Genomic DNA, 24700 nt, shown 5'->3' on the forward strand with positions numbered 1-24700 from the left:
TATGGATTAATTAAAGACAATATATCGTATCTTCACAAATAATTATGGCGGACTTTGCCCGCCATAACCGATGCTCTGTTTAGTCCGCCGCCACGCGGATCACGACCTTGCCGAAGTTTTTCCCTTCCAGCAGCCCAATCAGCGCCTCCGGCGCCGCGTCCAGCCCTTCGGTGACCTGCTCGCGATAGTGAATTTTGCCTTCCTTCACCCAGCGTCCCATTTCCTGCTGGAACTCGTCGATACGATGACCATAGTCCTGAGCGATGATAAAGCCCTGCATGCGGATGCGTTTTTTGAGGATAGTCCCCATCAGCAGCGGCAAGCGATCCGGACCATCCGGCAGGTTGGTCGCGTTGTAGCCGCTGACCAGTCCGCAAACCGGCACGCGCGCGGAGGTATTCAGGAGCGGCAGCACGGCGTCAAAGACTTTACCGCCGACGTTTTCATAATATACGTCAATGCCCTGCGGGCAGGCTTTCGCCAGCTGTTCGGCAAAATCATCCGCATGGTGATTCAGACAGGCGTCGAAACCGAGCACGTCGACCGCATGACGGCATTTCTCCTCCCCGCCGGCCACGCCGATGACCCGGCACCCTTTGATTTTACCGATCTGCCCCACCGTTGCACCGACCGGCCCCGTGGCTGCCGCCACGACAAGCGTTTCCCCCGCCTGAGGCTGGCCGATATCAAGCAGCCCCATATACGCGGTGAAGCCCGGCATTCCCAGCACGCCGAGTGCCCACGAAGGGTGCGACGGGTTTTCACCCAGCCTGACCAGTCCTTTCCCGTCGGAAAGTTCATACTCCTGCCAGCCGCTGTAGCCCAGAACCCACTCGCCCTCTTTATAATCCGGATGGCGGGAGGTCTCGACGCGGCTTACCGTGCCGCCCACCATCACCGCGCCAATCTCGACAGGAGGTGAATAGGATGGGGCATCGCTCATACGGCCACGCATGTACGGATCAAGCGAGAGCCATACGGTGCGTAATAACACCTGCCCCTCTGCGGGCGAGGGGATCGGCTGCTCTTCCAGGCGGAAATTTTCGGCAACCGGTGCGCCGTGTGGACGGGAAGCCAGTACCCAGCGTCGGTTTTGCGTAGTTGATTGACTCATTCATCGCTCCTTACAGCTGAAAATGTCATTCAAGTCTGGCACGTTATCCTGCGGATCGCCTTTGCATTATGAGCCGGACTGATTAAGCCGCACGACCAGATAAAGGCACGATTCATCCGTTTCGTTAATAAACCGGCAGTCGTTCGGCGGCCCGAGTTCCAGACAATCTCCGGCCTTCATTTCATGGCGGGTGTCCCCCTCCAGAAAGACCAGTTCACCTGCCTGCAACCAAATCAGCTGTCGCGCCAGCGCATAAGAGGAGGCGGGCATCGGCACATCGCTGCCCGCGGGCAGTTCCACCTGTACGAGGTCGATTGGCATATCGCTGCGCGGCGACACATGACGACGCAAATAGTGGGTTTGCGGATCGCGCCAGACGGGCTGGTTCGCCAGACGTAACAGTTTGCCCTCCTGCATTTCCGCGCGCGCAATTAGCGTAGACATGCTAATACCGAAGGCACCGGATAACCGGGCAAGCAGCGTCGCCGTTGGGCTACTGTCCCCCCGTTCAATCTTATGGATCATGGCGCGTGAAATACCTGCCCGTTCGGCCAGTTCGCTTAATGACCACCCTCGCGACTCGCGTTCAAGGCGTATGCGGGCGCTAATGCGTTGATTCATATTGTCTGTCATTGTGTTCATGACGTCATACTATAGTGTACGGATGATTTTTCGGGGCAGTTTGGTGACAAAAAAATAGGGATTTTGTCGTAGCGATGCAACACAAGAACTGTGTAATATTGTGAGTAAATCGTACTACTATAGTAAACAACACAGCCAGAGGTTAACCATGATCGTTCGTCATGCCTGCAAAGAAGATTGTGCCGCTATCGGTGAAATTTATAACCATGCGGTGCTGCACACCGCCGCCATCTGGAACGATACAACTGTCGACACCGATAACCGTATTGCATGGTTTGAGGCGCGCACGCTGTTGAGTTATCCGGTGCTGGTCAGTGAAGAAGAAGGTGTTGTGACGGGATACGCCTCATTTTGCGACTGGCGAGCGTTCGACGGTTTTCGCCATACGGTGGAGCACTCGGTTTACGTTCATCCCGATCATCAGGGCAAAGGCATCGGTCGGCTGCTGATGACGGAATTAATCAAGGAAGCCCGCCAGATTGGTAAACATGTGATGGTTGCCGGTATCGAGGCGCAGAACCAGGCGTCGATTCATCTGCACGAAACCCTGGGCTTTGTTACCACCGGTAATATGCCGCAGGTGGGAACCAAATTCGGTCGCTGGCTGGATTTAACCTTTATGCAACTCCAGCTCGATGAGCGCAGCGATCCGGATGCTCTGCCATGAATCAATCGTTGACGTTAGCGTTTCTGGTGGCCGCCGGGATTGGGCTGGTGGTGCAAAACACCCTGATGGTGCGCATTACGCAATCCTCTTCCACTATTCTTATCGCCATGCTGCTGAACTCGCTGGTGGGGATTGTGCTGTTTGTCAGCATTTTGCTGGTGAAAAATGGCCTGGCGGGGTTTAGCGAACTGGCGTCGACGGTGCGCTGGTGGACGTTGATCCCCGGCCTGCTGGGGTCATTTTTTGTCTTTGCCAGTATTAGCGGGTATCAGAATGTGGGCGCGGCAACGACCATTGCCGTGCTGGTAGCAAGCCAGCTGATTGGCGGCCTGGTGATGGACATCCTCAAGAGCAACGGCGTTCCCCTGCGGGCGCTGGTTGGCCCGGTCTGCGGCGCAGTGATGCTGGTGGTCGGCGCCTGGCTGGTGGCACGGCGCCAGTTTTAACCCTTACAGGATAGTCCCACCCTGCGTGAGGTGGGCATGGCGCGCCTCCGCCTCTTCTTTATGCTGCTTACCATGATGCGCAATCGCGGTACGCAGGCGCTGCTGCTGGGTATAGCGATCTTCACGGCTGAGCTCTGCATCGTCGCTTAATTCGATCAGCAGTTCGTTCATGTGGGTAATTATGCTCTCTTCGATGGCGGCATCGACGCGGGCGATAACATCGTTTAAATGTGACATTGTCACTCCTTTCCAAATGCCCGGTGGCGCTACGCTTACCGGGCCTACGGGTGGTAACTGTAGGCCGGGTAAGGCATAGCCGCCACCCGGCAAGAATACGATCAGTTCAGCTTCGCTTTCGAGAAGTCACTGCCCATCAGACTCACGCTGTACCCGGTCACGTTGCTGCGGGTCGCGTAGAACGTTTTGCCGTTAGCTAACGCAATCCACGGTGCCTGCTGGTAGAAAATCTCCTGTGCCTGGCCATACAGCTTCGCACGTTCGTCCGGGTTGCTGGTCAGTTTGGCCTTTTGCACCAGCTCATCATACCCCTTATCACACCAGCGCGCGGCGTTAGATCCGGTTTTGATGCTGTTACAACCCAGCAGCACATCGGCGAAGTTGTCCGGATCGCCGTTATCAGACATCCAGCCGAACAGCGCGGAATCATGCTCGCCTTTACGCATGCCGGAGAGATATTCCCCCCACTCGTATGAGACGATTTTCGCCTTCACGCCCACTTTCGCCCAGTCAGCCTGGATCATCTCCGCAATGCGTCGCGAGTTCGGGTTGTACGGACGCTGAACCGGCATGGACCAGAGGGTCACTTCCGCGCCCTTATCCAGACCCGCCTGCTTCAGCAGCGCTTTCGCTTTTTCCGGATCGTAGCCGTAATCCTTCAGGTCTTTGTTAAAGCCGAGCATGTTCGGCGGGATCGGCGATTTAGCGACCGTACCAGACCCCATAAAGACCGCGTTCACAATGGCCTTTTTGTCCGTTGCGTAATTCAGAGCCTGGCGCACCAGCACGTTATCAAACGGTTTTTTCTCCGTGTTGAACGCCAGGTACCCCACGTTCAGCGCATCTACCGAGTGCAGGGTCAGGTCTTTGTTTTTCTTGATCGCTTCAAACTGCACCGGCGACGGCGCAGGAATGATCTGACACTCGTTCGTTTGCAGCTTAGCCAGACGCGTCTCAACGTTTGGCGTGATGGAGAAGATCAGGTGTTTGGTCGGCACCTCTCCCTCCCAGTAGTTCGGATTGGCGACGTAGCGGATCAGCGAATCCACCTTGTACTGCTGAAGCACATACGGGCCGGTGCCGATTGGCCAGGTGTCCACATTTTCAGGCGTGCCCTTTTTCAGCATCGCGTCCGCGTACTCGGCAGAGAGGATCGAGGCGAAGTCCATTCCCCAGTCGGCCAGGAACGCCGCGTTGGGTTCACTCAGCGTGAACTGAACGTGATAATCGTCGATCTTTTTCACATCCTGAATGAGCTTGTCGAGGCCCACGTCATTAAAGTATTCGTAATTACCCTGGGAAACATTGTGATAGGGATGCTTAGGGTCTTTCTGACGCATAACGGAGAAAATAACGTCATCAGCGTTAAAATCACGGGTCGGTTTGAAGTATTTATTGCTGTTGAACTTTACCCCTTTACGCAGGGTAAACGTGTATGTTTTGCCGTCTGGCGAAATGGTCCACGACTCGGCCAGAGAAGGCACCGGCGTGTTTTTTACCGGGTCGAAGTTAATCAGACGGTTATACAGCGTTTGCGAGCTGGCGACAAACGAGGGCCCAGAGCTGGCGATCTGCGGGTTAAACGACTCCGGCGACGCCTCGGAGCAGTAGATAATGGTGTCTTTGTTTTCCGCCCATGCGGCGCTTGCCGGTAGTAGCGCGCTCAGCGCGAGGGCCAGCACGGTTTTCCCTGTAGACATGGTTATTACCCTTTCGGTTTTATTATAGTGAACAGTAATAACAGCACAGACGTTTTGGCCTGACAAATAACGAATCACTATCAGGTTATTCTAAAGCCGTACATTTCGCTGGTTTTAGCATCAGCCCGCAGAAACCGATTTGCCTTAAGGTCCATTATTCGTCAAGCACAACCGTTACGATCAATGCCGCAAGAAATCGTCCCTTTTGCCGTCTCCTCAGCCGTTTGCTTGCTTACCTGATTCGCTAAAGTAATGGCGTGAAAAAGTCTACAGGACCAAATCGTGGCAAAAACACTTTTACGCAGCGGTAATCTGGATGATTTTCAGGCCGTTGGCGGCGGCGGACAGGCCGTTTTTGAATCAGCGCTGCAAATCCGCGAAGCGCTTCGGTTGCGCAAACAACAGGCTATCGTTGATTGCCTGGCCATCCCCCAGGTCAACGACGGCGGCGATCGCGTTGACTGGTACTCCCCGGTTGAGGGAACCGTCTCCAGCTGGAAGGCGGCGGATGAAGATGATCGTTATCGCGCCCTGCGCTATCTGGAAAACACGCTCGCCAGCGTGGAGTCGCTGAGTAAAAAATGCCTTCAGTCACCGAAAACGGCGCGGCAACTGTTTGGCTCTCTGCTCTCAAAAGCCTTTCAGTTTCCCGGTGAAAACTTTGTTTTCCTGGTGGATGGCAAACCGGTGATCTGCTTCTGGGGTTTCGTCAACCTTAACGAGAACGCGCGCGACGACGTGCTGGACTGCCTGCGCGAATCGTTGGTCCCTGAACCTGAGCCAGTGGTGATTAACGAGCCTGAGCCTGAACCTGAGCCAGAACCGGCCCCGGTGGTGACCTTTGAGCAGGCCGACGCGCCGCTTATCACGCCTGTGACTACAGTCCGTATCACCGACGATGAACTGTATACGCCAGAGCCGGTGCGCATGAACGCCGCGCCGCCAGAGCCCGCACCGGCGGCCATACAGAAAAAACGTCGCTCCCCCCTGTGGTTGCTGCCGGTTGCCGCCGTCATTATTGCAGCCATCGCCACCCCGCTGCTCTGGCCAAAACAGGCCCCGATCGCAGCGCCTGTTGCCACACCAGCGCCAGTACCCGTCGCCATTGCTCCGGCCCCCATAAAGACGGTTGAGCCGCTTGAACTGAAACTCCCGCTGCACCAGGCCGAAGTGGTAGAGCCGAAGGTGAAAACGCCTGCCCCGGCAGCCGAACCGGTGGTCATTACCGCGATACCGAAAGATGCGATGGTGATGGAGGCAAACCAGGTCAAAGCGGGGTTAACGCGCTTCCTGAACGGCACCTGGCGCGCGTTTCTCGATGTGCAGGATCCGCTCACCGGCAAACCGCCGTCGCTGCGCTACCAGATCCAGAACAATAAAGGTTTCGCCCGGGTCGTGCATGGCGACAACATTGTCTGCCGGGTAGACGTCTTTTCCGGATTACACAGCAACGGCGAGCTGTTGATCAAAACGCGCGGAAACGCGCGTTGCACCGACGGTTCACGCTATCCGATGCCGGAAGTGACCTGTAAGGCAGGTGCCAGCGATGTGGCGGAATGCACCGCACGTTACGATGCCAACACCGTCGTTCCTCTGACGTTCAAGAAAGCAGGTGTCTGATCCTATGCTGGTTAATCTTTGCGACTATAAACAGAGCGTGACGCTGATTGCTAACAGCGGCGTGCAGTTTCTCGATTTTGGCCTGACTCCGCAGGACACCGCCAGCAACGGGCGTTTCGTGCGTAAAACAGCAAATGGCCCGCTGCTGCGTCTGGATTTTGACCTGGTTAACGGCCGGTACACGCTCCCTGCCACCGATGGCGGGCAGCCGGAAGTGGTCAAGCCTGAAAGCACCATTCCACTGCATGACTCCCTGACCGTGCTGGACGGCGTCTGGCTGCCGATCCCTTTCCTGCGCTTTAACCCGCCGCGGACGTTTGTTGAAGGCCCGGATAACTGGGCGCGCGTCCAGGTACGAAAGCTTTCCACGCCCGACGCAGCTGGCAATACGCACCGGGTCACCGTCGCGCTCGACAGCCAGATTGCAGAGCATGCGACGTCTGCCCTGTCGCCGGTTGAAAACGATATCCTGAACGGCACGCGTTTCGCGCTCGCCTGGCGCGACAGTGAGGTTGAGAGTTTCCTCGACCAGACCTGGATTGACGGCTGGCTGCGCGAAGCCTTCACGCAGTTTGCCGACGGGGTTGAAAAACGCTCCGAGCGCGAGCTGCATCAGGCCATGCGCAGCTTTGAATATCAGGCGCACTGGCTCAACCTGCTCTCCATGCTCGGTGAACAACTCACCGTGCCGGAAGTGAAGTTTGTCACCCATACCCTGAGCACCCCTGCTATTCCTGTCGATTTGATCCTTGACGTAGGCAACACCCATACCTGCGGCGTGATTATTGAAGATCATGGTGATGCCAACGACGGCCTGCGCCAGACGGCTGAACTTCAGGTACGATCTCTGAGTGAGCCGCAGTTCCTGAATGAGCCGCTGTTTACCAGCCGTCTTGAATTTTCCGAAGCGCGTTTTGGCAAACAGCACTTCTCCGTGGAAAGCGGCCGGGAGGATGCATTCGTCTGGCCGTCGATTGTCCGCGTGGGTGATGAAGCGCGTAAGCTGGCGATGCAGCGTCTGGGCACCGACGGCAACAGCGGCATCTCCAGCCCGCGTCGCTATCTGTGGGACGAGACACCGGTGGTGCAGGACTGGCGCTTTAGCCAGATGAACAGCAAAACCCAGCGCGAACCGCTGGCAACTGCGTTTCCGCTGATGAACCTGATGAACGACGACGGGGAACCGCTCTTTACGCTGCCGCAGGATGAGCGCCTGCCGGTGTTCTCTCCGCAGTACAGCCGCAGCACCCTGATGACGCACATGCTCTGCGAGCTGCTGGCTCAGGCGCTTGGCCAGATTAACAGCGTGGCCACCCGCCTGCGGCTCGGCTTCCCGGCCTCTCCCCGCCAGCTGCGGACGCTGATCCTCACCCTGCCTTCGGCAATGCCGAAACAGGAGCGCGAGATTTTCCGTCGCCGCATGTTCGAAGCCATCGCCATCGTCTGGAAAGCGATGGGCTGGCACCCGCAGGATGAAGATTTTGCCAGCCGCAAGCAGCAGGAAAAAAGCGTGGTGCCGGTCCCTGAGATCCAGATGGAGTGGGACGAGGCCAGCTGCGGCCAGCTGGTGTGGCTGTATAACGAAGCCATTTCCCATTTTGGTGGCCAGACCGAGGCCTTTTTCGCCTCCCTCGCCCGTCCGGATCGCGCGCCTGAGCCTGGCGTCCAGCCGGGGCGTGCGCTGCGCGTGGCCTCGATTGATATCGGCGGCGGCACGACGGATATGGCTATCACGCACTATCAGTTAGATGATGGTTCCGGGAATAACGTCAAAATCACCCCGCAGCTGCTGTTCCGCGAAGGGTTTAAGGTAGCCGGTGACGACACGCTGCTGGACGTGATCCAGCGCTACGTTCTGCCCGCCCTGCAAACCCAGCTTCAGAAATCCGGCATAGCCGATGCCTCCCAGCTGATGGCATCCCTGTTCGGTGACTCCGGGCGGATCGATACTCAGGCGGTCCTGCGCCAGCAGACGGCGCTTCAGCTCTTTATGCCGATCGGTCACGCGATCCTGGCGGCGTGGGAATCGAGCGATGTTGACGATCCGCTGGCCGGGCTGCATGCCACCTTTGGCGATCTGCTTGCGCAAAAACCGACGCGCAACGTGATGAATTATCTCCAGCAGGCGATCGACCATGCGTTGCCTGCCGGCTCAGAACACTTTGATCTGTTCAGCGTACCGCTGCACGTCAGCTTCCGGGAGATGCGGGACGCCATGCTGGCGGGTCAGTTCACGCTTGCCGCCCCGCTTCATGCGGTATGTGAGGCGATCTCTCATTACAGCTGCGATATCCTGCTGATCACGGGACGGCCGGGCTGTCTGCCGGGCGTTCAGGCCTTGATTCGCCACCTGCAACCGGTGCCCGTCAACCGCATCGTCTGGCTGGATAAATACCAGGTTCATGAATGGTATCCGTTCAGCCAGCAGGGACGGATCGGCAACCCGAAATCCACCGCTGCGGTGGGAGCGATGCTCTGTAGCCTGGCGCTGGATCTTCGTCTGCCGCGCTTTAACTTTAAAGCAGCGGATATCGGCGCGTACTCTACGGTGCGCTATCTGGGCGTGCTGGATAACACGATCAATACCCTGCGGGACGAGAACGTCTGGTATCACGATATCGACCTCGATAAACCCGGCGCGAAACTGGACGCCCGTCTGCACTTCCCGCTGCGCGGCAACGTTACGCTCGGCTTCCGGCAGTTGGCCAATGCCCGCTGGCCCGCGACGCCGCTCTATACCCTGAGCATCAACTCAGCCGAGCTGGCGAAAGCCATTGCGGGCGACGGCGTACTGAACGTGCGCCTGAAGCTGCGTGGCGGCACTAAGCAGGAAGGCCCGGAATCTTTCGAGCTGAGTGATGCCTGGCTACAGGACGGCACGCCAGTGCCGCCGGATGCCCTGACCTTTAAACTGAATACTCTGGCCGATCGCCGACACAGCGGCAGCCACTACTGGATCGACAGCGGGAGCGTATACCTTAAATGACTGCGACGACTGCCACCACTCAGGCCTTAATCGGGTGGATCAACGAGACGCGACAGCACGCCCCGATGCTGGATAACGAAGCCGACGCCCTGCTTGCCCGCCTTAACGCAGTAAGCGCGCGTGAAGAGGCGCTCGATCGCGCCCTTGTCAGCCAGGGCAGTATCGGCTTATATGGCCACTCGCAGGCCGCGAAAGCGCACCTGCTGGCTGCACTTTGCGGCAGCGGGGACGAACGGCTGAACGTTACGCCGGGTCAACGCACGTTTGATTACTTCTCGCATATTAACCCCGGGCATGCACCGACCAACATGGCCGTGCGTTTCAGCAGAGCGTCCCGCGAGGTCGCAGACGACGCGTTTCCCTTACGCCTGCGCCTGGTAACGGAGGCCGAGCTGGTACAGCTGTTTATCGCGCGCACCACGCTGGATCCGCAGATCCGCGCGGTGGATAAATCGGTGATTGAAGCCCGGCTTGAGAAGTGGCGGGCGCTGCGTCAACCGCAGAGCGTGCCGGGAATGACGGCGCGGGAAGTCGCGACCATTGCCCGGTTCTGGCAAAGCGTAGTACCCGGCGCTAAGCAGCATATTGATGATGCCCTGTGGCACCAGTTTGCCCTGCTGGTTCCGTCGCTTGATCTCAGCACCCGCGCCAGCGTCTGGTCTCTGCTGTGGGGTGAGCAGCAGGAGTTAACCCAGCAGTGGCTTAAATTCGCCCAGGTGCTGCATCAAACCAGCCATGCCAGCGCGCTTGCGGCGCCGTTGAGTCTGCTGGTGGACAGCTTTGGTCTGCCCTGCGAAGGCTTCCTTACGCACGGGGCGTTTACCCTGCCGGAAGCACAGGAAACACTGCTTCATCCGGTAAAAAACGGCGAGCTGCTTAACGCCATTAGCCTGCCCGTCGATGTACTGGCATCTCTGACCCGCGAAGTGGTGCTGCCCGTTGAGAACTGCGTGCTGGATAACGTTGACGTCATTGATATCCCTGCCATTTCTGAGGAAAACACGCCGCTGATGATGCAGGCAAAATGCCTGTGGTTGCTGGAGCATTATCGTCAGCACATTCAGCCGGATGTCCTGGTTATCTGTAATGCGACGGCGCACCACCAGCAGACCGCAAAAACGGCCAGGCTCCTGCAAAACTGGATCAAAGAGACTCAGCCGGTTGAAGAATCCGCATTGCCGGGGCTGGTCTGGGCCATTACCCCTCATGATGCGCGGTTTACCACAAAGCAGAATCTGGACGAAGCGGTGCAGCAATTGCTGGGCCAGCCGGGCCTGCGCTGGGGCACGCTCCAGGCGCTCGATACCCACAGCATGCAGCGGGTGATTGAGTGGCTGTCGCAGGCTACCCTGCCGGCACAGCGCCAGAAGCGTCTCCGCGCGCTAAAAAGGCTGTTACAAGAGTCGGTGTCGACGCTGATGCGCCCATATGTCGCGCCTCTCACTCAGGAGCCAGGCGCAGGGCGGGCACAGGCCGAAAAAATGGTCCGAACGCTGCAAGGCAGTGCCGCTCGTCATGGTGAACTGCTTGAGGGGCTTCTGCCGCCGTTAAACGCGTTTGAGACGCTGCTGACCGTTCACCAGCCTCGTGAGGAACAGGTCAACGGCCTGTTTAACGATGTTATCGATCTGTTTGCGGAAGAGCCGCAGGAAAATCCAGGCGCGTTGCAGACCAAAGACAAGGCGCGGCTGGCCCATAACGTGTGGGTTAACCATCTTCGTCAGTGGAGTCGCAACGACGCGGCGGCTGCCCGTCTGGGCCTGGACGCAGAGGTATTACAGCAGATTGCGGATGTGCTGATCGTTACCAGCTACCGGCTGGATCTGCCGCTGCAACTGCAACGCATTGCAGAAAAAGATAAAAGCAGTGCCGCGCAGCTGCATGCCGCGACAGGCAATTTCATTAGCTGGCTTGGCTATGAAATGACGCCCGTTTCTGAACGGCCTGCAAGCCGGATCCGCAAAGGTCAGCCAATTTTTGTGACGCCAGTTGTGAGCAGCGCTTCTCCCCGTCTTACCCGACTTGGCGAGCAGCCTGTCCATGCGGCGACAGCCTATGTTTATGACTGGCTGGTTGCGCTCTACACCCGCGCGATTGAGAACGTGGATTATCAGTGCCCGTATGACGTTCAGCCTGCTGCGCGGAAAGCCTTGTCTGCCCTGCTGTCTTAATCATTGCAGCCCGCAGCAATGCGGGCTACCCCTTCATGAGCCGTTTATGAAGCCAGATAAAGCCTGAGCCAACGCTGACGGGTTTTCCCAGGACATTGAATGGCCCGCATCAGGGATAATTTTTACAGCAACGCCGTTTTGTTGCAGGCGATTAAAATCGTCATCAGGCAGGGATCGCTCACCAAAAACTAACATTACCGGGCAGCTCAATGACAAGAACAGGTGTGCCCAGTCAGGTTTAACGCCCTCGACCAGGCTTGTTGCGCCGCGCCAGACGGCCCAGGGGGCATTGCTTTGAAGGCTTCCAGCCCACGGCGACGTTTCCGCCCGCAGCATGTCATCATAGCCCTGAGCCAGAAAATGTTGTTCCGTTTGGGCCGCAATTGCTCGGCTGAACATCCCGCCACCCGCATGAAAATTGGGTTCAGATACTATCAGGCCCTTAACGCGCGACGTTAACAGTGCTGCCGTTTCGATCGCGATACTCCCCCCCATGCTATGACCATACAGCCATAGACTATCCAGGCCGAGATGGTTTAACAATTCAACCACCACCTGCGCCTGTTCGCTCGTGCGATAACGGTAGTTGTCAGGTTTGTCACTGTAACCGCTACCGGGAAGATCGATCAGAATGGCTCTGCGCCCCCCGAAACGGGTATCACAGACAATACGAGGATATTCATACGACGATGCACAGCCCAACCCGTGGATAAACACAACCGGGTCACCGACACCGGGAAGATCTTGCCAGCGCACAGTGCAGCCTGCTTGCTGCGAATAGAAACTGTTCATAAGCACTCCATGTATGAAGGACTGTATATTTATACAGATTCAATGTATGGAATGCTATATCTTGATGCCGATTCTGGAAGCGTGCTTCAGAAAAGAGAGATCAACAGGGCAACAGGAAAGCTCATCGGCCAGGTGGAACCCACCAGGAATGCGCTCAACAGGCGAATACGTTTACGATCTTTAGACAGGAACCAGGTGATTAATGCGCAGATGGAGGCCATGATTGCGTAGAACACCAACATCTTTTGATACAACGTCATTCTGTTTACCTGAGCCGAAAAATAACCGCACGCAATATGCGTCATATGTTGACACAGATCAAGTTTTTTCGTTACATCATAACCACTTAAATACTAAGGATAATAACAACTGAGTACCTTGTGTAACAACGCCGGGTAAAGCAAAACGGTTATTATTGATAAGATGCATATTAAATGCACTTTTTGATAAATCCATCCCCTCAGAAAGCAGTTTAATAACAGCAGGCTTTTAAGGGAGGAAACATGCTACGCATTCCGCAGAGTTGCATTCACACCCGTTCCACGCCTTTCTGGAACAAAGAAACGGCCCCCGCCGGCATTTTTAAACGTCACCTTGATACGGGCACGCGTCCGGGCGTTTACCCTCGCCTGTCGGTGATGCGTGGCGCAGTGCGTTATCTGGGCTATGCTGATGAATTTACCTCTGAGCCTGACAGCGAGCTCGTCATTGAAGCGGGTCGTTTCGGCGTTTTCCCGCCAGAGAGATGGCACCACATTGAGGTGATGACCGACGACACCCTGTTCAATATTGAATTCTTTGTTGAACCTGAGGTGCTTAAGTCCCTTTAAGCGCCCGACAACATGAAGGAAACTATGATGTTACGTATTCCTGAAAACTTTGTTCATACCCGCTCGACGCCGTTCTGGAATAAAGAGACCGCCCCAAAAGCGCTTTTTACCCATCACAACACCAAAGCCGGCGTGTACGGTCGGTTGTCCGTCATGAAGGGTGCAGTGCGTTACTTTGGCTTTGCCGATGGCGACGCCACCGAACCCGATCTGGAAGTGGTCATTGAGGCCGGTTCTTTTGGCATCTCCCCACCACAAAAATGGCACCGCATTGAGCTACTGACCGACGACACCTATTTTAATATCGACTTTTTCGCGGATCCTGCCGTCACGCTCAGCGGTGCGGGCATCGGTAAAGTGGTCAACACGCATAAGGAGTAAATAATGGGTAAGGCTACCTATACCGTGACCGTCACCAACAACAGCAACGGCGTGTCGGTGGAATATGAAACAGAAGCGCCAATGGAGCTGTTGATCCCGGACGTCGCGGCAGATGTCGTGAAGGATCTGGTGAACACCGTTCGCGCCTACGATACGGAAAATGAACACGAGGTCTGTGGCTGGTAAGCTGAATCGCCCGGCACTGCGCCGGGCATGAGGGTTTAGTGTTTGATCATTACATGCCGGACTACCGTGTAATCCTCAAGTCCGTAGACCGACATATCTTTGCCATAACCAGATAACTTCATCCCGCCGTGCGGCATTTCGCTCACCAGCATAAAATGGGTATTGACCCAGGTGCAGCCATACTGCAACCGTGCGCTGAGGCGATGGGCGCGTCCGACGTCTTTTGTCCAGACGGACGAGGCCAGGCCGTATTGCGAATCGTTGGCCCAGTTCAGCACCTGCGCTTCATCCTCAAATTCTGTCACGCTGACCACCGGGCCAAACACTTCTCGCTGGACGATCGCATCTTCCTGCTTCGCCCCGGCCAGCAGCGTTGGCTGGAAGTAATATCCTGCCCCCTCTCTTTTACTGCCACCGGTGACGACGCGGATATGTCCAAGGGTTTTGGCTTCGTCCACGGCAGCACAAACGCGGGAAAGATGCGCTGCGGAGCTGAGCGGGCCCAGCTCGGTTGACGCATCGTCCGGCGCGCCCATTTTCAGGCTGGCAACGGCTGCGCCCAGCTTTTCGACCAGCGCGGGGTAAATCCCCTTCTGGGCATAGATACGACAGGCTGCGGTACAATCCTGACCAGCATTGTAGAAACCAAACGTACGCACGCCTTCAACCACGGCATCCAAATCAGCATCGTCAAAGACAATGACCGGGGCTTTTCCGCCCAATTCCATATGGGTACGTTTAACTGAAGATGCGGTATGCCCGATAATATGTTCTCCGGTAGCAATAGAGCCGGTGAGAGAAACCATACGGACTTTTTCGTGGCCGGTCAGCGGATCTCCTACGGTTTTTCCGCGACCAAACAGCACGTTCAGCACACCTGGCGGGAAGATATCTTTCGCCAGTTCCGCCAGCTTCAGCGCCGTCAACGGGGTAATTTCAGACGGCTTGATGACGACACAGTTTCCCGCCGCCAGCGCGGGCGCCAGCTTCCACGCCGCCATCATCAGAGGGTAGTTCCAGGGCGCAATAGAGGCGACAACCCCAACCGGGTCGCGGCGGATCATTGAGGTATGTCCTTCGAGGTATTCTCCGGCAGCCAGCCCGTTCAGGCAGCGGGCGGCCCCGGCAAAGAAGCGAAACACATCGACCACGGCCGGGATCTCATCTCCCTGAACACAGTGCAGCGGTTTCCCGCAGTTAAGGGACTCCACTTTTGCGAACGCGTCAGCGTTGGCTTCTATCACATCAGCCAGTTTCAACAGACATTCGGCGCGCGTTTTCGGCGTCGTTTGTCCCCACTCTGTGAACGCGCGATCGGCAGCCTGGACGGCAGCGTCCACCTGTGCTGCCGACGCTTCAGCAATCTCCAGCAGCACTTCACCCGTGGCAGGATTATAAACCGCCTGCTTCTCACCTTCGCCGGTCACCAGTTCACCATTAATCAGCAATTGATTTTGCATAGCATCGTCCTGTTGAAATCGACATTGTTTTCGCTGTCAGCACACGTTCTGGCGGGCAGAAACGTGACAACGTCACGTTACCAATCCGCGCTCCCTTACTAAAGGTAGACCGCGCGTCATGTCGCTTCAGGAATTTTCATCAAGGTGTGACTGGGTGCAGCATCATTTCGCGGATTAACCCCGCCAGCTGGACGACCGCCTGCTCCTCCCGCTCGCCCCAGCCCCATGAGGTATTGAAACGGAAAAACGGTGTCCAGATATTGGAGGTGGAAAACATCTTGCCGGGCGCAATGCTGATTTGATGGGTTAACGCCTTCTCACTCAACCGCCCCGCATCCAGCTGTTCAGGCAGTTCAAGCCATAAAAAGTAGCCGCTGTCGTTATGATGGATTTTGACGCCGGCAGGCATATGACGCAAAAGCGATTGCCAGGCCTGCTGTTTGCGTTCAGCAAGCGTGCGTCGCAGGCGACGAAGGTGGGCGTCGTAACGTTTGGTCGCCAGGTAATCCACCAGCGCCAGCTGCATGGGAGAGCTGGTGGACAACGTACTCATCAGCTGCAACTGCTGAATACGGCGCGCATGTTTTCCCGCCGCCACCCAGCCAATACGGAAACCGGCCACCAGACACTTGGAGAATGAGGAGCAGTGCAACGTCATATCCTGCTTATCCCAGGCCTTTGCCGGAAGCGGCTTTTCGCGGCCAAAGTAGAGTTCGCTGTAAACATCGTCTTCAATCAGCGTGACGTTATGCCGGGTGAGTAAGGCCACCAGCTGAGCTTTCTTCTCTGCACTCAGCGTGAAGCCGAGCGGGTTCTGACTGTTGGTCATCAGCCAGCAGGCTTTCACCGGATAATCATTTAACGCCTGCTCAAGGGCACTGAGATCGATGCCCTCACGCACGTCAGTGGCAACCGACAGCGCTTTCAGTTTCAGACGTTCAAGCGCCTGGAGTGCGCCATAAAAACAGGGGTTTTCAACGATAACCCAGTCCCCTGGTTCAGTCACAGCCTGCAAACTAAGGTTGAGCGCCTCAAGCGCGCCCGCGGTGATCACAATTTCATCCGGGGAGATATTCATTCCCTGCTGAGCGTAGCGACGGGCAATGGCATGACGTAAGTCGACGTTACCCGGCGGCAGGTTTTCAATCACGCTCATGGCGGTAGCCGTTTTGCTGACGTTAGCCAGCGATCGGTTGAGTTGCTGAAGCGGGAAAAGGCGCGGATCGGGAAATGCCGAGGCAAAAGGGACAACGGAGGGGTCGCGGCTGGCCTGTAGCACGTCGAAAATATAGGTGTTGATGTCGACCACTTCATCGCGCATCACCTGCGCGGGCGGTGCAGGCTGGTGTGTGGTCGGGCGGGCGGCAACGTAATAGCCTGACTGCGGTCTGGCAACAATGCGCCCCTGACTTTCCAGCATCTGATACGCGTGGCCCACGGTCATAAAACTCATGCCGCTGCTTGCCACCTGCTCTCGCAGAGAAGGCAGCTTATCGCCCGGCAACCATACGCCAAGCTCAATCTGCGAGATAATTTGTTGCGCCAGACGCTGGTATTTTTTCATCAGATTCTCCTTATTGCGGACAGTGTATATCAGCAGGAGAAAAAGAGAAGATTTTGCTAACTGTTATAGGAAACGCGGCAGATTACTTGCGGTACTCTGTAATGTGATTCTGAGCAGAACGCGCTGCGGCCAGGTGGTCGAGCGTGATCATCGACGATTTGCAGAAAATGCATTTCGCGCCGAACGGATTTTTGTCAGACACATCAAAAGCTGAGGTGCGGTACTGCGAGCCATGACAGCATGGGCAGCGGAAATGGATATAAGAAGTCATAGGATTCTCCTGTAAACGTAAAAACGTAAATTACTCATGAGCCGATCAGGCAATAAATGGTTCGATACAAAACTAATCGGAATGTAGATAAAGACCCAAGAGAGGCTGCGGAGAGGCACAACGTGATGAGAACTGCTTTATAAAACTACGTCAGATATTTATTTGGATTCAAAACCAGAAATCCATTAACGCATGTTGCTGGCGACAAAGCAAGCTGTTTAATGCGTAAAAATCATAAAAAGAAATTTTTTATTCTTCCTTGTTACCTATATCAGCCAGATAAAGTTCAGCTTTTCCCACAACTGTTATAGATAAATTATCGATTTCTGCTTCTGATATCTCACTTGCCGCCTCTCTATCATAACAGTACACCGTTTAACATTGAGGCAGTGCATGTTTGGTCCAGATGCGTTTCATCTTGCGCGAATACAGTTCGCCTTTACCGTATCCTTTCATATTATTTTTCCGGCGATAACCATTGGCCTGGCGAGCTATCTCGCCGTGCTGGAAGGGCTGTGGTTGAAAACAAAAAATCCCGTCTGGCGCTCGCTGTACCATTTCTGGTCGAAGATCTTCGCCGTCAACTTTGGGATGGGCGTGGTCTCCGGCCTGGTGATGGCTTATCAGTTTGGCACTAACTGGAGTGGGTTTTCCCAGTTCGCGGGCAGTATTACCGGCCCCCTGCTGACCTATGAAGTGCTTACCGCGTTCTTCCTTGAGGCGGGGTTCCTCGGGGTAATGTTGTTTGGCTGGAATAAGGTCGGGCCGGGGCTGCACTTCTTTTCGACCTGCATGGTCGCACTGGGGACCCTCATGTCTACGTTCTGGATCCTCTCGTCAAACAGCTGGATGCAGACACCGCAAGGGTATGAAATCATCAACGGTCAGGTCGTTCCGGTGGACTGGTTTGCCGTGGTGTTTAACCCCTCCTTCCCTTACCGCCTGCTGCACATGTCGATAGCGGCATTTCTCAGCAGCGCGCTGTTTGTCGGTGCCTCCGCGGCCTGGCATTTACTGCGCGGAAACAACACGCCCGCTATTCGCACCATGTTTTCCATGGCGTTGTGGATGACGTTGATCGTGGCTCCAGTCCAGGCGCTGGTGGGTGATATGCACGGGCTTAACACCTTAAAACACCAGCCAGCGAAAATAGCCGCCATTGAAGGCCACTGGGAGAATCCGCCGGGTGAGCCTACCCCACTGCTGCTGTTTGGCTGGCCGGATATGGAGCAGGAACGGACCCGTTTTGGCCTGGAAATTCCCGCTCTCGGCAGCCTGATCCTGACCCACAGTCTCGATAAACAGGTTCCGGCATTGAAGGAGTTCCCAAAAGAAGATCGCCCGAACGCCACCATTGTCTTCTGGTCTTTCCGCATCATGGCCGGCCTGGGAATGTTGATGCTGCTCCTGGGCGTGACGGCGGTCTGGCTGCGTTATAAACAGCGCCTTTATACCTCACGTTCCTTCCTGTGGTTTGCCCTGCTGATGGGGCCGTCCGGGCTGATCGCGATCCTCGCCGGATGGGTAACAACGGAGGTCGGCCGCCAGCCCTGGGTCGTCTATGGTCTACAGCGTACAAAGGATGCGGTTTCCGCGCATGGCGATCTGCACATGAGCGTCAGTTTGCTGGCCTTCTTCGTGGTTTATACCGCGGTATTCGGCGTGGGTTACAGCTATATGGTGCGTCTGATTAAAAAAGGGCCGCAGCCCCATGAATCCTTCGCGACTGAATCCGATGGCCGCCCTGCTCGTCCGCTTTCTGCCGTCACCACTGAATTTAAGGAGTAACCGTAATGGGTATCGATCTTTCCATTATCTGGTTCGTGATTATCGTTTTCGCCACGTTGATGTATATCGTGATGGACGGTTTTGATCTGGGGATAGGCATCCTGTTTCCGGCAACGCCGAATGCGGACGACCGCGACGTGATGGTCAATAGCGTGGCTCCCGTCTGGGATGGCAACGAAACCTGGCTGGTGCTTGGCGGTGCGGCCCTGTTTGGCGCCTTTCCTCTCGCCTATGCGGTTATCATCGACGCGCTAACCATTCCACTGACAATAATGCTGATCGGGCTTATATTTCGTGGCGTCGCCTTCGAATTTCGCTTCAAAGCGACTCCGGCGCACCGCCCGTTCTGGGATAAGGCCTTTATTGGCGGATCAATTGTGGCGACCTTCAGCCAGGGCATCACCGTCGGCGCGGTCATCCATGGGTTCAGCGTCACTGGTCGCGCTTACAGCGGTGGTCCGTTTGACTGGTTTACCGCGTTCAATTTTTTCTGCGGTGCGGGTCTTGTAGTGGCTTACGCGCTGCTAGGTTCAACGTGGCTGGTAATGAAAAGCGAAAATGCCCTGCAACAGCGGATGCGTCAGGTATCGAAAGTGCTTCTGCTCCTGCTTCTGGTATTCATTGCAGTAATCAGTATCTGGACCCCTCTCGCCCAACCAGCTATTGCTGCGCGCTGGTTTACGCTGCCGAATCTGTTTTATCTGCTGCCCGTTCCTGCGCTGGTTGCGATCCTGAGTCTGTGCCAGTGGCGCTGCCTGAACGATCCTGCGAGCCATACTCTGCCGTTTATTATGACATTAGGGCTGGTTTTTCTTGGCTTTAGCGGGCTTGGGATCAGCATCTGGCCGCATATCATCCCGCCGGACATTACCCTGTGGCAGGCCGCTGCGCCAGCCCAAAGCCAGGGCTTTATGTTAGTGGGTGCACTGTTGATCATTCCCGTGATTCTGGTCTACACCTTCTGGAGTTATTACGTTTTTCGCGGAAAAGTACAGCATGGGGAGGGTTATCACTGATGCAACAACCTGTATGGAAACGTTTGATGTGGCTTGCCATCATCTGGGGCGGCAGCGTTCTGGCGCTGGCCTGCGTAAGTATGCTCTTTAAAATGCTGATGGCCGCAGCCGGATTTAAATCGCACTAACTCACTGACCGGGTGCGGCGCCGCCCGGTCCCTTCCCGCACTTTCAGATAAACCCCATTAACACCCAGGAGGGTATGGTTACACTGAAAAAATATTTACGGTATTGATAGTTTGAGAAAAAAAATGAAAAAGCTCGCGGCAGTAAGTTTAATCAGCCTCGCACTGGCTGGATGCGTTAATCCTGGTAAAGCCTCCGTTCAGACCGAACAGTTAGAGAATCATCGTTTCGTTCTGGAAAATGTGGATGGCAAAGCGGTTAAAGGCGGGAAAACCCAGCCTGAAATTCGCTTCAGTGCGCAACCCAATATCAGCCTGATTAACAACATTGTCGTCTCCGGCACAATGTGCAACGGCTTCAACGGCCAGGGGAAACTGTCCGAAGGAGAGTTGACGGTCAAAACGCTGGCAATGACGCGGAAACTCTGCACCGAGCCGCAGCTAAATGAACTGGATCAGACCATCGCCGATATGCTACGCACAGGCGCACAGGTAGACCTGACCGAAGACCAGTTAACCCTGGCGACAGCCAATAAGACATTGATGTTTAAGCGAGTTGAATAACTCAGTAGCTTCCGCACGAACCTACGGCAAGCGACTGCTCACTACAGCGTTTGCCATTTGGCAATGCGCACATGCCGATGGCGGAGCCGTCGAGCTGACGGGCAACGGAGAGTGAACCGCCGATCATTGCGCAGTTGGCCTGACCTGAACTGGACATCGCCGCTCGCATACCTGGCGTAACGTGTGCCGCTGTCGCCTGCTGTACAGGTTCATTGCTGCATGCCGACAACAGTAACGCGGCACATCCGACCCAAAATGCTGAACGCATACCTTCCTCCCCATAATTAACGCGAAACCTATGCATAATAGGCATCACGCGCCGCATCGTCGAGAGCGGATGTGCGTATTTATGCGCCCTGGTAACAATTTCTCGCAATTTTTTAACGCGAGTAGCCATCGAGTCATTGATACAGCGCATACCAAGGACACAAAAGCGAAAATCGTAAAACCTGAGCTTTGCTAAAATACACAGATAATATTCAGGGTCTGTCGTCGTTTTTCAGGCCCCTCTTTTTGCGCAATGTAAGGGTGTTGTCCTATGCAAACTATTGACGGCAATGGTGCAGTCGCGTCTGTTGCGTTTCGTACCAGCGAAGTGATCGCCATCTACCCCATCACTCCCAGCTCCACGATGGCTGAACAGGCTGACGCCTGGGCTGGTAATGGGATAAAAAACGTCTGGGGCGATGTCCCGCGGGTTGTAGAGATGCAGTCCGAAGCCGGTGCCATTGCCACCGTGCACGGTGCGTTGCAGACCGGTGCCCTGTCGACCTCGTTTACGTCGTCTCAGGGGCTGCTGTTGATGATCCCCACGCTTTACAAGCTGGCAGGGCAATTAACGCCATTTGTGTTACACGTCGCCGCACGCACCGTAGCCACTCACGCTCTCTCTATTTTTGGCGACCACTCAGACGTGATGGCCGTGCGTCAGACCGGCTGCGCTATGCTCTGCGCCAGCAGCGTGCAGGAAGCGCAGGACTTCGCGCTGATTTCGCATATCGCCACGCTGAAAAGCCGAGTGCCATTTATTCATTTCTTCGATGGTTTTCGCACGTCCCACGAGATCAATAAAATCGTTCCGCTGCCGGACGACACCATTCTGAATCTGCTGCCGCAGGCTGACATCGATGCGCATCGCGCTCGCGCCCTCAATCCGGAACATCCGGTGATCCGGGGTACCTCTGCGAACCCGGATACCTATTTCCAGTCCCGCGAGGCGACAAACCCGTGGTACAACGCGGTCTATGAGCACGTTGAACAGGCGATGGACGATTTTGCCGCTGCGACGGGCCGCGAATATAAGCCGTTTAAATATTACGGTCATCCGCAGGCCGAGCGCGTGATCGTTCTGATGGGCTCCGCCATCGGCACCTGTGAAGAGGTGGTCGATGAGCTATTGACGCGTGGTGAAAAAGTTGGCGTGCTCAAAGTTCGCCTCTACCGTCCCTTCTCAGCGAAACACCTGCTCGCAGCCCTGCCGGACAGCGCGCGTGCCGTGGCGGTACTGGACCGCACCAAAGAACCTGGGGCACAGGCTGAGCCACTTTATCTGGATGTGATGACCGCTCTGGCTGAGGCGTTTAACCGCGGTGAGCGCGAAACGCTGCCGCGCGTCATTGGCGGGCGTTATGGGTTGTCTTCCAAAGAGTTCGGACCGGAGTGCGTCCTGGCGGTATTTGCTGAACTCCGCGAGGCAAAACCGAAGCCGCGCTTTACGGTCGGCATTTATGATGACGTGACTAACCTTTCTCTCCCCTTGCCGGAAAACACCCTGCCCTCCAATGCGAAACTGGAAGCGCTGTTCTACGGTCTGGGCAGCGACGGCAGCGTCTCGGCGACCAAGAACAACATCAAAATTATCGGCAACTCTACGCCGTGGTATGCGCAAGGATATTTCGTCTACGACTCCAAAAAAGCGGGCGGACTGACCGTCTCCCACCTGCGCGTCAGCGAACACCCGATCCGCTCGGCATACCTGATTTCTCAGGCAGATTTTGTTGGCTGTCACCAGCTCCAGTTCATTGATAAATATCAGATGGCCGAGCGCCTGAAGCCCGGCGGTATTTTCCTGATCAACACCCCTTACAGCGCCGACGAGGTCTGGGCACGCCTGCCCCAGGAAGTGCAGGCAGTGCTTAACCAGAAACAGGCGCGCCTGTATGTCATTAACGCCGCGAAGATCGCCCGCGAATGCGGCCTGGCGGCGCGCATCAATACGGTTATGCAGATGGCGTTCTTCCACCTGACCAATATTCTGCCGGGCGACAGCGCACTAATGGAACTCCAGGGGGCGATCGCCAAAAGCTACAGCAGCAAAGGGCAGGAACTGGTTGAGCGCAACTGGCAGGCGCTGGCGCTGGCCCGCGAATCGCTGTTCGAGGTGCCGTTGCAGCCGGTCAATGCCAGCAGTCCGAACCGGCCGCCAGTGGTGTCTGACGCCGCCCCGGATTTCGTCAAAACCGTCACGGCGGCGATGCTTGCCGGACTGGGCGACACCCTTCCCGTCTCTGCGCTTCCGCCTGACGGCACCTGGCCGATGGGCACGACCCGCTGGGAAAAACGCAACATTGCCGAAGCGATCCCTATCTGGAAAGAAGAGCTGTGCACCCAGTGCAACCACTGCGTGGCGGCCTGCCCGCACTCGGCCATTCGCGCCAAAGTGGTGTCGCCAGAAGCGTTAGATGGCGCGCCGGAAAGTTTGCACTCGCTGGATGTAAAATCCCGCGATATGCGTGGTCAGAAATATGTCCTACAGGTGGCGCCGGAAGACTGTACCGGCTGTAACCTGTGCGTCGAGGTGTGCCCGGCGAAAGATCGTCAGGACCCGTCAATCAAAGCCATCAATATGATGTCGCGTCTTGAACATGTTGAAGAAGAGAAAGTGAATTATGATTTCTTCCTCGACCTGCCTGAAATCGATCGCAACAAGCTGGAACGCATTGACATTCGTACCTCGCAGCTCATCACCCCGCTCTTCGAGTACTCCGGGGCGTGCTCCGGCTGCGGCGAAACACCGTATATCAAACTGCTCACTCAGCTTTACGGTGACCGAATGCTGATTGCCAACGCGACGGGCTGCTCGTCAATCTATGGGGGTAACCTGCCGTCCACGCCGTACACCACCGACGCGAACGGTCGCGGCCCGGCGTGGGCAAACTCCCTGTTCGAGGACAACGCAGAATTTGGTCTGGGATTCCGTCTGACGGTCGATCAGCACCGCGCCCGCGTAATGCGTCTGCTGGCACAGTTTGCCGATAAGATCCCGGCAGAACTGAATGATGCCCTGCATGCGGAGGCCACACCTGACGTTCGTCGCGCGCAGGTTGCTGAACTGCGCAACGCGCTTAAGGGTGTTGAAGGGGCTGAACAACTCCTGACTGATGCTGACGCGCTGGTTGAAAAATCTGTCTGGCTGATCGGCGGCGACGGGTGGGCCTACGATATTGGTTTCGGCGGTCTTGATCATGTCCTGAGCCTGACCGAAAACGTCAATATTCTGGTGCTTGATACTCAGTGCTATTCCAACACCGGCGGACAGGCCTCGAAAGCAACGCCATTGGGGGCGGTCACGAAATTTGGTGAGCACGGCAAGCGCAAGGCGCGTAAAGATTTGGGCGTCAGCATGATGATGTATGGACACGTCTACGTCGCGCAGATTTCGCTGGGGGCGCAACTCAACCAGACGGTGAAAGCCATTCAGGAAGCGGAAGCGTATCCAGGGCCGTCGCTGATCATCGCCTACAGTCCGTGTGAGGAGCATGGCTACGATCTGGCGCTCAGCCACGACCAGATGCGTCAGCTCACCGCAACCGGCTTCTGGCCACTGTACCGCTTCGACCCGCGCCGTGCCGATGAAGGGAAATTGCCGCTGGCGCTGGATTCGCGTCCGCCGTCAGACGCCCTTGCCGAAACTCTACTTCAGGAGCAGCGTTTCCGCAGGCTGAACGCCCAACAGCCAGAAGTGGCAGAGCAGCTATGGAAGGATGCGGCAGCGGATCTACAGAAGCGTTATGACTTCCTGGCGCAACTGGCGGGGAAAGCCGAAAAATCGACCAGTGAATAACTTTATGCCCGGCTTGTCCGGGCATTTTTTTGCCAAAAAAAGCCCGATGCACGTGCACCGGGCGAATCCAGAAGATC

Annotated in this window: 23 protein-coding genes; 13 read left to right on the forward strand and 10 right to left on the reverse strand. The window is 56.1% G+C overall.

The genetic code is table 11. The annotated features are described in order from the left end of the window. Window positions 1-79 precede the first annotated feature (79 nt). Window positions 80-1114, reverse strand: coding sequence for an NADP-dependent oxidoreductase (locus tag RS584_RS11085; protein WP_315749821.1), 1035 nt, complete (start codon window positions 1112-1114; stop codon window positions 80-82). 66 nt (window positions 1115-1180) lie between these two features. Continuing rightward, complete coding sequence (locus RS584_RS11090) at window positions 1181-1756, reverse strand: helix-turn-helix domain-containing protein (RefSeq protein ID WP_017382277.1); 576 nt, start codon at window positions 1754-1756, stop codon at window positions 1181-1183. A 148-nt stretch (window positions 1757-1904) separates the two neighbouring features. Between RS584_RS11090 and RS584_RS11095 the strand changes: the two genes are divergently transcribed. Further along, window positions 1905-2423 (forward strand): GNAT family N-acetyltransferase, encoded by a 519-nt coding sequence (locus RS584_RS11095; RefSeq protein ID WP_315749823.1) that lies wholly within the window; start codon window positions 1905-1907, stop codon window positions 2421-2423. Beyond that, entirely contained in the window at window positions 2420-2869 is a 450-nt protein-coding gene (locus tag RS584_RS11100) for a DMT family transporter (RefSeq protein WP_015570448.1), read from the forward strand. The genes RS584_RS11095 and RS584_RS11100 overlap by 4 nt, the downstream gene beginning before the upstream one ends. 3 nt (window positions 2870-2872) lie before the next feature. On the opposite strand, the gene RS584_RS11105 is transcribed toward RS584_RS11100, so the two are convergent. Continuing rightward, entirely contained in the window at window positions 2873-3106 is a 234-nt protein-coding gene (locus RS584_RS11105) for a YdcY family protein (protein ID WP_017382275.1), read from the reverse strand. 101 nt (window positions 3107-3207) lie between these two features. Next, window positions 3208-4806 (reverse strand): ABC transporter substrate-binding protein, encoded by a 1599-nt coding sequence (locus tag RS584_RS11110; RefSeq protein WP_032669815.1) that lies wholly within the window; start codon window positions 4804-4806, stop codon window positions 3208-3210. Between the two features lie 282 nt (window positions 4807-5088). Here RS584_RS11110 and RS584_RS11115 point away from each other — a divergent pair, with 282 nt between their 5' ends. Genes RS584_RS11115 through RS584_RS11125 form a run of 3 tightly spaced genes read left to right on the forward strand, consistent with a single transcriptional unit; the run spans window position 5089 to window position 11583 of the window. Further along, window positions 5089-6426, forward strand: a complete 1338-nt coding sequence (locus tag RS584_RS11115; RefSeq protein ID WP_315749826.1) for an SrfA family protein — start codon at window positions 5089-5091, stop codon at window positions 6424-6426. 4 nt (window positions 6427-6430) lie between these two features. After that, window positions 6431-9412 carry a virulence factor SrfB gene (locus tag RS584_RS11120; RefSeq protein WP_315749828.1) on the forward strand — a complete coding sequence of 994 codons (2982 nt, stop codon included), beginning with the start codon at window positions 6431-6433 and terminating at the stop codon, window positions 9410-9412. Continuing rightward, window positions 9409-11583, forward strand: coding sequence for a virulence factor SrfC family protein (locus RS584_RS11125; RefSeq protein WP_315749830.1), 2175 nt, complete (start codon window positions 9409-9411; stop codon window positions 11581-11583). The genes RS584_RS11120 and RS584_RS11125 overlap by 4 nt, the downstream gene beginning before the upstream one ends. Window positions 11584-11616: 33 nt before the next feature. On the opposite strand, the gene RS584_RS11130 is transcribed toward RS584_RS11125, so the two are convergent. Both RS584_RS11130 and RS584_RS11135 read right to left on the reverse strand, forming a co-directional pair. Then, window positions 11617-12375, reverse strand: coding sequence for an alpha/beta hydrolase (locus tag RS584_RS11130; RefSeq protein ID WP_315749832.1), 759 nt, complete (start codon window positions 12373-12375; stop codon window positions 11617-11619). Window positions 12376-12461: 86 nt separating this feature from the next. Beyond that, a complete protein-coding gene (locus RS584_RS11135) occupies window positions 12462-12635 on the reverse strand; it encodes a GhoT/OrtT family toxin (protein WP_003856960.1) in 174 nt (57 codons plus the stop codon). A 243-nt stretch (window positions 12636-12878) separates the two neighbouring features. On the opposite strand from RS584_RS11135, the gene RS584_RS11140 reads away from it, so the two are divergent. From RS584_RS11140 to RS584_RS11150, 3 genes are read left to right on the forward strand one after another with little or no spacing between them, the layout of a single operon-like run. Then, window positions 12879-13205: a DUF1971 domain-containing protein gene (locus tag RS584_RS11140; RefSeq protein WP_023303799.1), complete on the forward strand. Its 327-nt coding sequence runs from the start codon at window positions 12879-12881 to the stop codon at window positions 13203-13205. Window positions 13206-13232: 27 nt separating this feature from the next. Then, window positions 13233-13586 carry a DUF1971 domain-containing protein gene (locus RS584_RS11145; protein ID WP_315749969.1) on the forward strand — a complete coding sequence of 118 codons (354 nt, stop codon included), beginning with the start codon at window positions 13233-13235 and terminating at the stop codon, window positions 13584-13586. 3 nt (window positions 13587-13589) lie between these two features. Continuing rightward, window positions 13590-13772 carry a DUF1869 domain-containing protein gene (locus RS584_RS11150; RefSeq protein ID WP_315749834.1) on the forward strand — a complete coding sequence of 61 codons (183 nt, stop codon included), beginning with the start codon at window positions 13590-13592 and terminating at the stop codon, window positions 13770-13772. A gap of 35 nt (window positions 13773-13807) precedes the next feature. Here RS584_RS11150 and patD read toward each other — a convergent pair whose 3' ends face one another. From patD to RS584_RS11165, 3 genes are all read right to left on the reverse strand, one after another. After that, window positions 13808-15232 (reverse strand): aminobutyraldehyde dehydrogenase, encoded by a 1425-nt coding sequence (gene patD, locus RS584_RS11155; RefSeq protein WP_017693362.1) that lies wholly within the window; start codon window positions 15230-15232, stop codon window positions 13808-13810. A gap of 139 nt (window positions 15233-15371) precedes the next feature. Further along, complete coding sequence (locus RS584_RS11160; protein ID WP_017693361.1) at window positions 15372-16796, reverse strand: PLP-dependent aminotransferase family protein; 1425 nt, start codon at window positions 16794-16796, stop codon at window positions 15372-15374. A gap of 82 nt (window positions 16797-16878) precedes the next feature. Next, a complete protein-coding gene (locus RS584_RS11165) occupies window positions 16879-17067 on the reverse strand; it encodes a hypothetical protein (RefSeq protein ID WP_017693360.1) in 189 nt (62 codons plus the stop codon). 393 nt (window positions 17068-17460) lie between these two features. Here RS584_RS11165 and RS584_RS11170 point away from each other — a divergent pair, with 393 nt between their 5' ends. The 4 genes from RS584_RS11170 (at window position 17461) to hslJ (ending at window position 20560) form a co-directional block, all read left to right on the forward strand. After that, window positions 17461-18855: a cytochrome ubiquinol oxidase subunit I gene (locus tag RS584_RS11170; protein ID WP_315749837.1), complete on the forward strand. Its 1395-nt coding sequence runs from the start codon at window positions 17461-17463 to the stop codon at window positions 18853-18855. Window positions 18856-18860: 5 nt separating this feature from the next. Then, window positions 18861-19871, forward strand: a complete 1011-nt coding sequence (gene cydB / locus RS584_RS11175) for a cytochrome d ubiquinol oxidase subunit II (protein ID WP_045329916.1) — start codon at window positions 18861-18863, stop codon at window positions 19869-19871. After that, window positions 19871-19999: a DUF2474 domain-containing protein gene (locus tag RS584_RS11180; protein ID WP_017693358.1), complete on the forward strand. Its 129-nt coding sequence runs from the start codon at window positions 19871-19873 to the stop codon at window positions 19997-19999. Before cydB ends, RS584_RS11180 begins: the two co-directional genes overlap by 1 nt. Before the next feature lie 123 nt (window positions 20000-20122). After that, window positions 20123-20560, forward strand: coding sequence for a heat shock protein HslJ (gene hslJ, locus RS584_RS11185; RefSeq protein ID WP_015570436.1), 438 nt, complete (start codon window positions 20123-20125; stop codon window positions 20558-20560). 1 nt (window position 20561) lies between these two features. On the opposite strand, the gene RS584_RS11190 is transcribed toward hslJ, so the two are convergent. Further along, a complete protein-coding gene (locus tag RS584_RS11190) occupies window positions 20562-20828 on the reverse strand; it encodes a DUF333 domain-containing protein (RefSeq protein ID WP_003856935.1) in 267 nt (88 codons plus the stop codon). 270 nt (window positions 20829-21098) lie between these two features. Between RS584_RS11190 and nifJ the strand changes: the two genes are divergently transcribed. Beyond that, entirely contained in the window at window positions 21099-24623 is a 3525-nt protein-coding gene (gene nifJ, locus RS584_RS11195; protein ID WP_315749840.1) for a pyruvate:ferredoxin (flavodoxin) oxidoreductase, read from the forward strand. Window positions 24624-24700: the final 77 nt, after the last annotated feature.

The sequence above is a fragment of the Enterobacter sp. DTU_2021_1002640_1_SI_PRY_ASU_LCPMC_013 genome, assembly GCF_032389435.1.
Lineage (GTDB): Bacteria > Pseudomonadota > Gammaproteobacteria > Enterobacterales > Enterobacteriaceae > Enterobacter > Enterobacter hormaechei_C.

Excerpts from the sequence above, each read along its gene's own strand:
- RS584_RS11085 (WP_315749821.1), bottom strand. The coding sequence starts at position 1,114 with ATGAGTCAATCAACTACGCAAAACCGACGCTGGGTACTGGCTTCCCGT.
- RS584_RS11090 (WP_017382277.1), bottom strand. The coding sequence starts at position 1,756 with ATGAACACAATGACAGACAATATGAATCAACGCATTAGCGCCCGCATA.
- RS584_RS11095 (WP_315749823.1), top strand. The coding sequence starts at position 1,905 with ATGATCGTTCGTCATGCCTGCAAAGAAGATTGTGCCGCTATCGGTGAA.
- RS584_RS11100 (WP_015570448.1), top strand. The coding sequence starts at position 2,420 with ATGAATCAATCGTTGACGTTAGCGTTTCTGGTGGCCGCCGGGATTGGG.
- RS584_RS11105 (WP_017382275.1), bottom strand. The coding sequence starts at position 3,106 with ATGTCACATTTAAACGATGTTATCGCCCGCGTCGATGCCGCCATCGAA.
- RS584_RS11110 (WP_032669815.1), bottom strand. The coding sequence starts at position 4,806 with ATGTCTACAGGGAAAACCGTGCTGGCCCTCGCGCTGAGCGCGCTACTA.
- RS584_RS11120 (WP_315749828.1), top strand. The coding sequence starts at position 6,431 with ATGCTGGTTAATCTTTGCGACTATAAACAGAGCGTGACGCTGATTGCT.
- RS584_RS11125 (WP_315749830.1), top strand. The coding sequence starts at position 9,409 with ATGACTGCGACGACTGCCACCACTCAGGCCTTAATCGGGTGGATCAAC.
- RS584_RS11130 (WP_315749832.1), bottom strand. The coding sequence starts at position 12,375 with ATGAACAGTTTCTATTCGCAGCAAGCAGGCTGCACTGTGCGCTGGCAA.
- RS584_RS11135 (WP_003856960.1), bottom strand. The coding sequence starts at position 12,635 with ATGACGTTGTATCAAAAGATGTTGGTGTTCTACGCAATCATGGCCTCC.
- RS584_RS11140 (WP_023303799.1), top strand. The coding sequence starts at position 12,879 with ATGCTACGCATTCCGCAGAGTTGCATTCACACCCGTTCCACGCCTTTC.
- RS584_RS11145 (WP_315749969.1), top strand. The coding sequence starts at position 13,233 with ATGTTACGTATTCCTGAAAACTTTGTTCATACCCGCTCGACGCCGTTC.
- RS584_RS11150 (WP_315749834.1), top strand. The coding sequence starts at position 13,590 with ATGGGTAAGGCTACCTATACCGTGACCGTCACCAACAACAGCAACGGC.
- patD (WP_017693362.1), bottom strand. The coding sequence starts at position 15,232 with ATGCAAAATCAATTGCTGATTAATGGTGAACTGGTGACCGGCGAAGGT.
- RS584_RS11160 (WP_017693361.1), bottom strand. The coding sequence starts at position 16,796 with ATGAAAAAATACCAGCGTCTGGCGCAACAAATTATCTCGCAGATTGAG.
- RS584_RS11165 (WP_017693360.1), bottom strand. The coding sequence starts at position 17,067 with ATGACTTCTTATATCCATTTCCGCTGCCCATGCTGTCATGGCTCGCAG.
- RS584_RS11170 (WP_315749837.1), top strand. The coding sequence starts at position 17,461 with ATGTTTGGTCCAGATGCGTTTCATCTTGCGCGAATACAGTTCGCCTTT.
- cydB (WP_045329916.1), top strand. The coding sequence starts at position 18,861 with ATGGGTATCGATCTTTCCATTATCTGGTTCGTGATTATCGTTTTCGCC.
- RS584_RS11180 (WP_017693358.1), top strand. The coding sequence starts at position 19,871 with ATGCAACAACCTGTATGGAAACGTTTGATGTGGCTTGCCATCATCTGG.
- hslJ (WP_015570436.1), top strand. The coding sequence starts at position 20,123 with ATGAAAAAGCTCGCGGCAGTAAGTTTAATCAGCCTCGCACTGGCTGGA.
- RS584_RS11190 (WP_003856935.1), bottom strand. The coding sequence starts at position 20,828 with ATGCGTTCAGCATTTTGGGTCGGATGTGCCGCGTTACTGTTGTCGGCA.
- nifJ (WP_315749840.1), top strand. The coding sequence starts at position 21,099 with ATGCAAACTATTGACGGCAATGGTGCAGTCGCGTCTGTTGCGTTTCGT.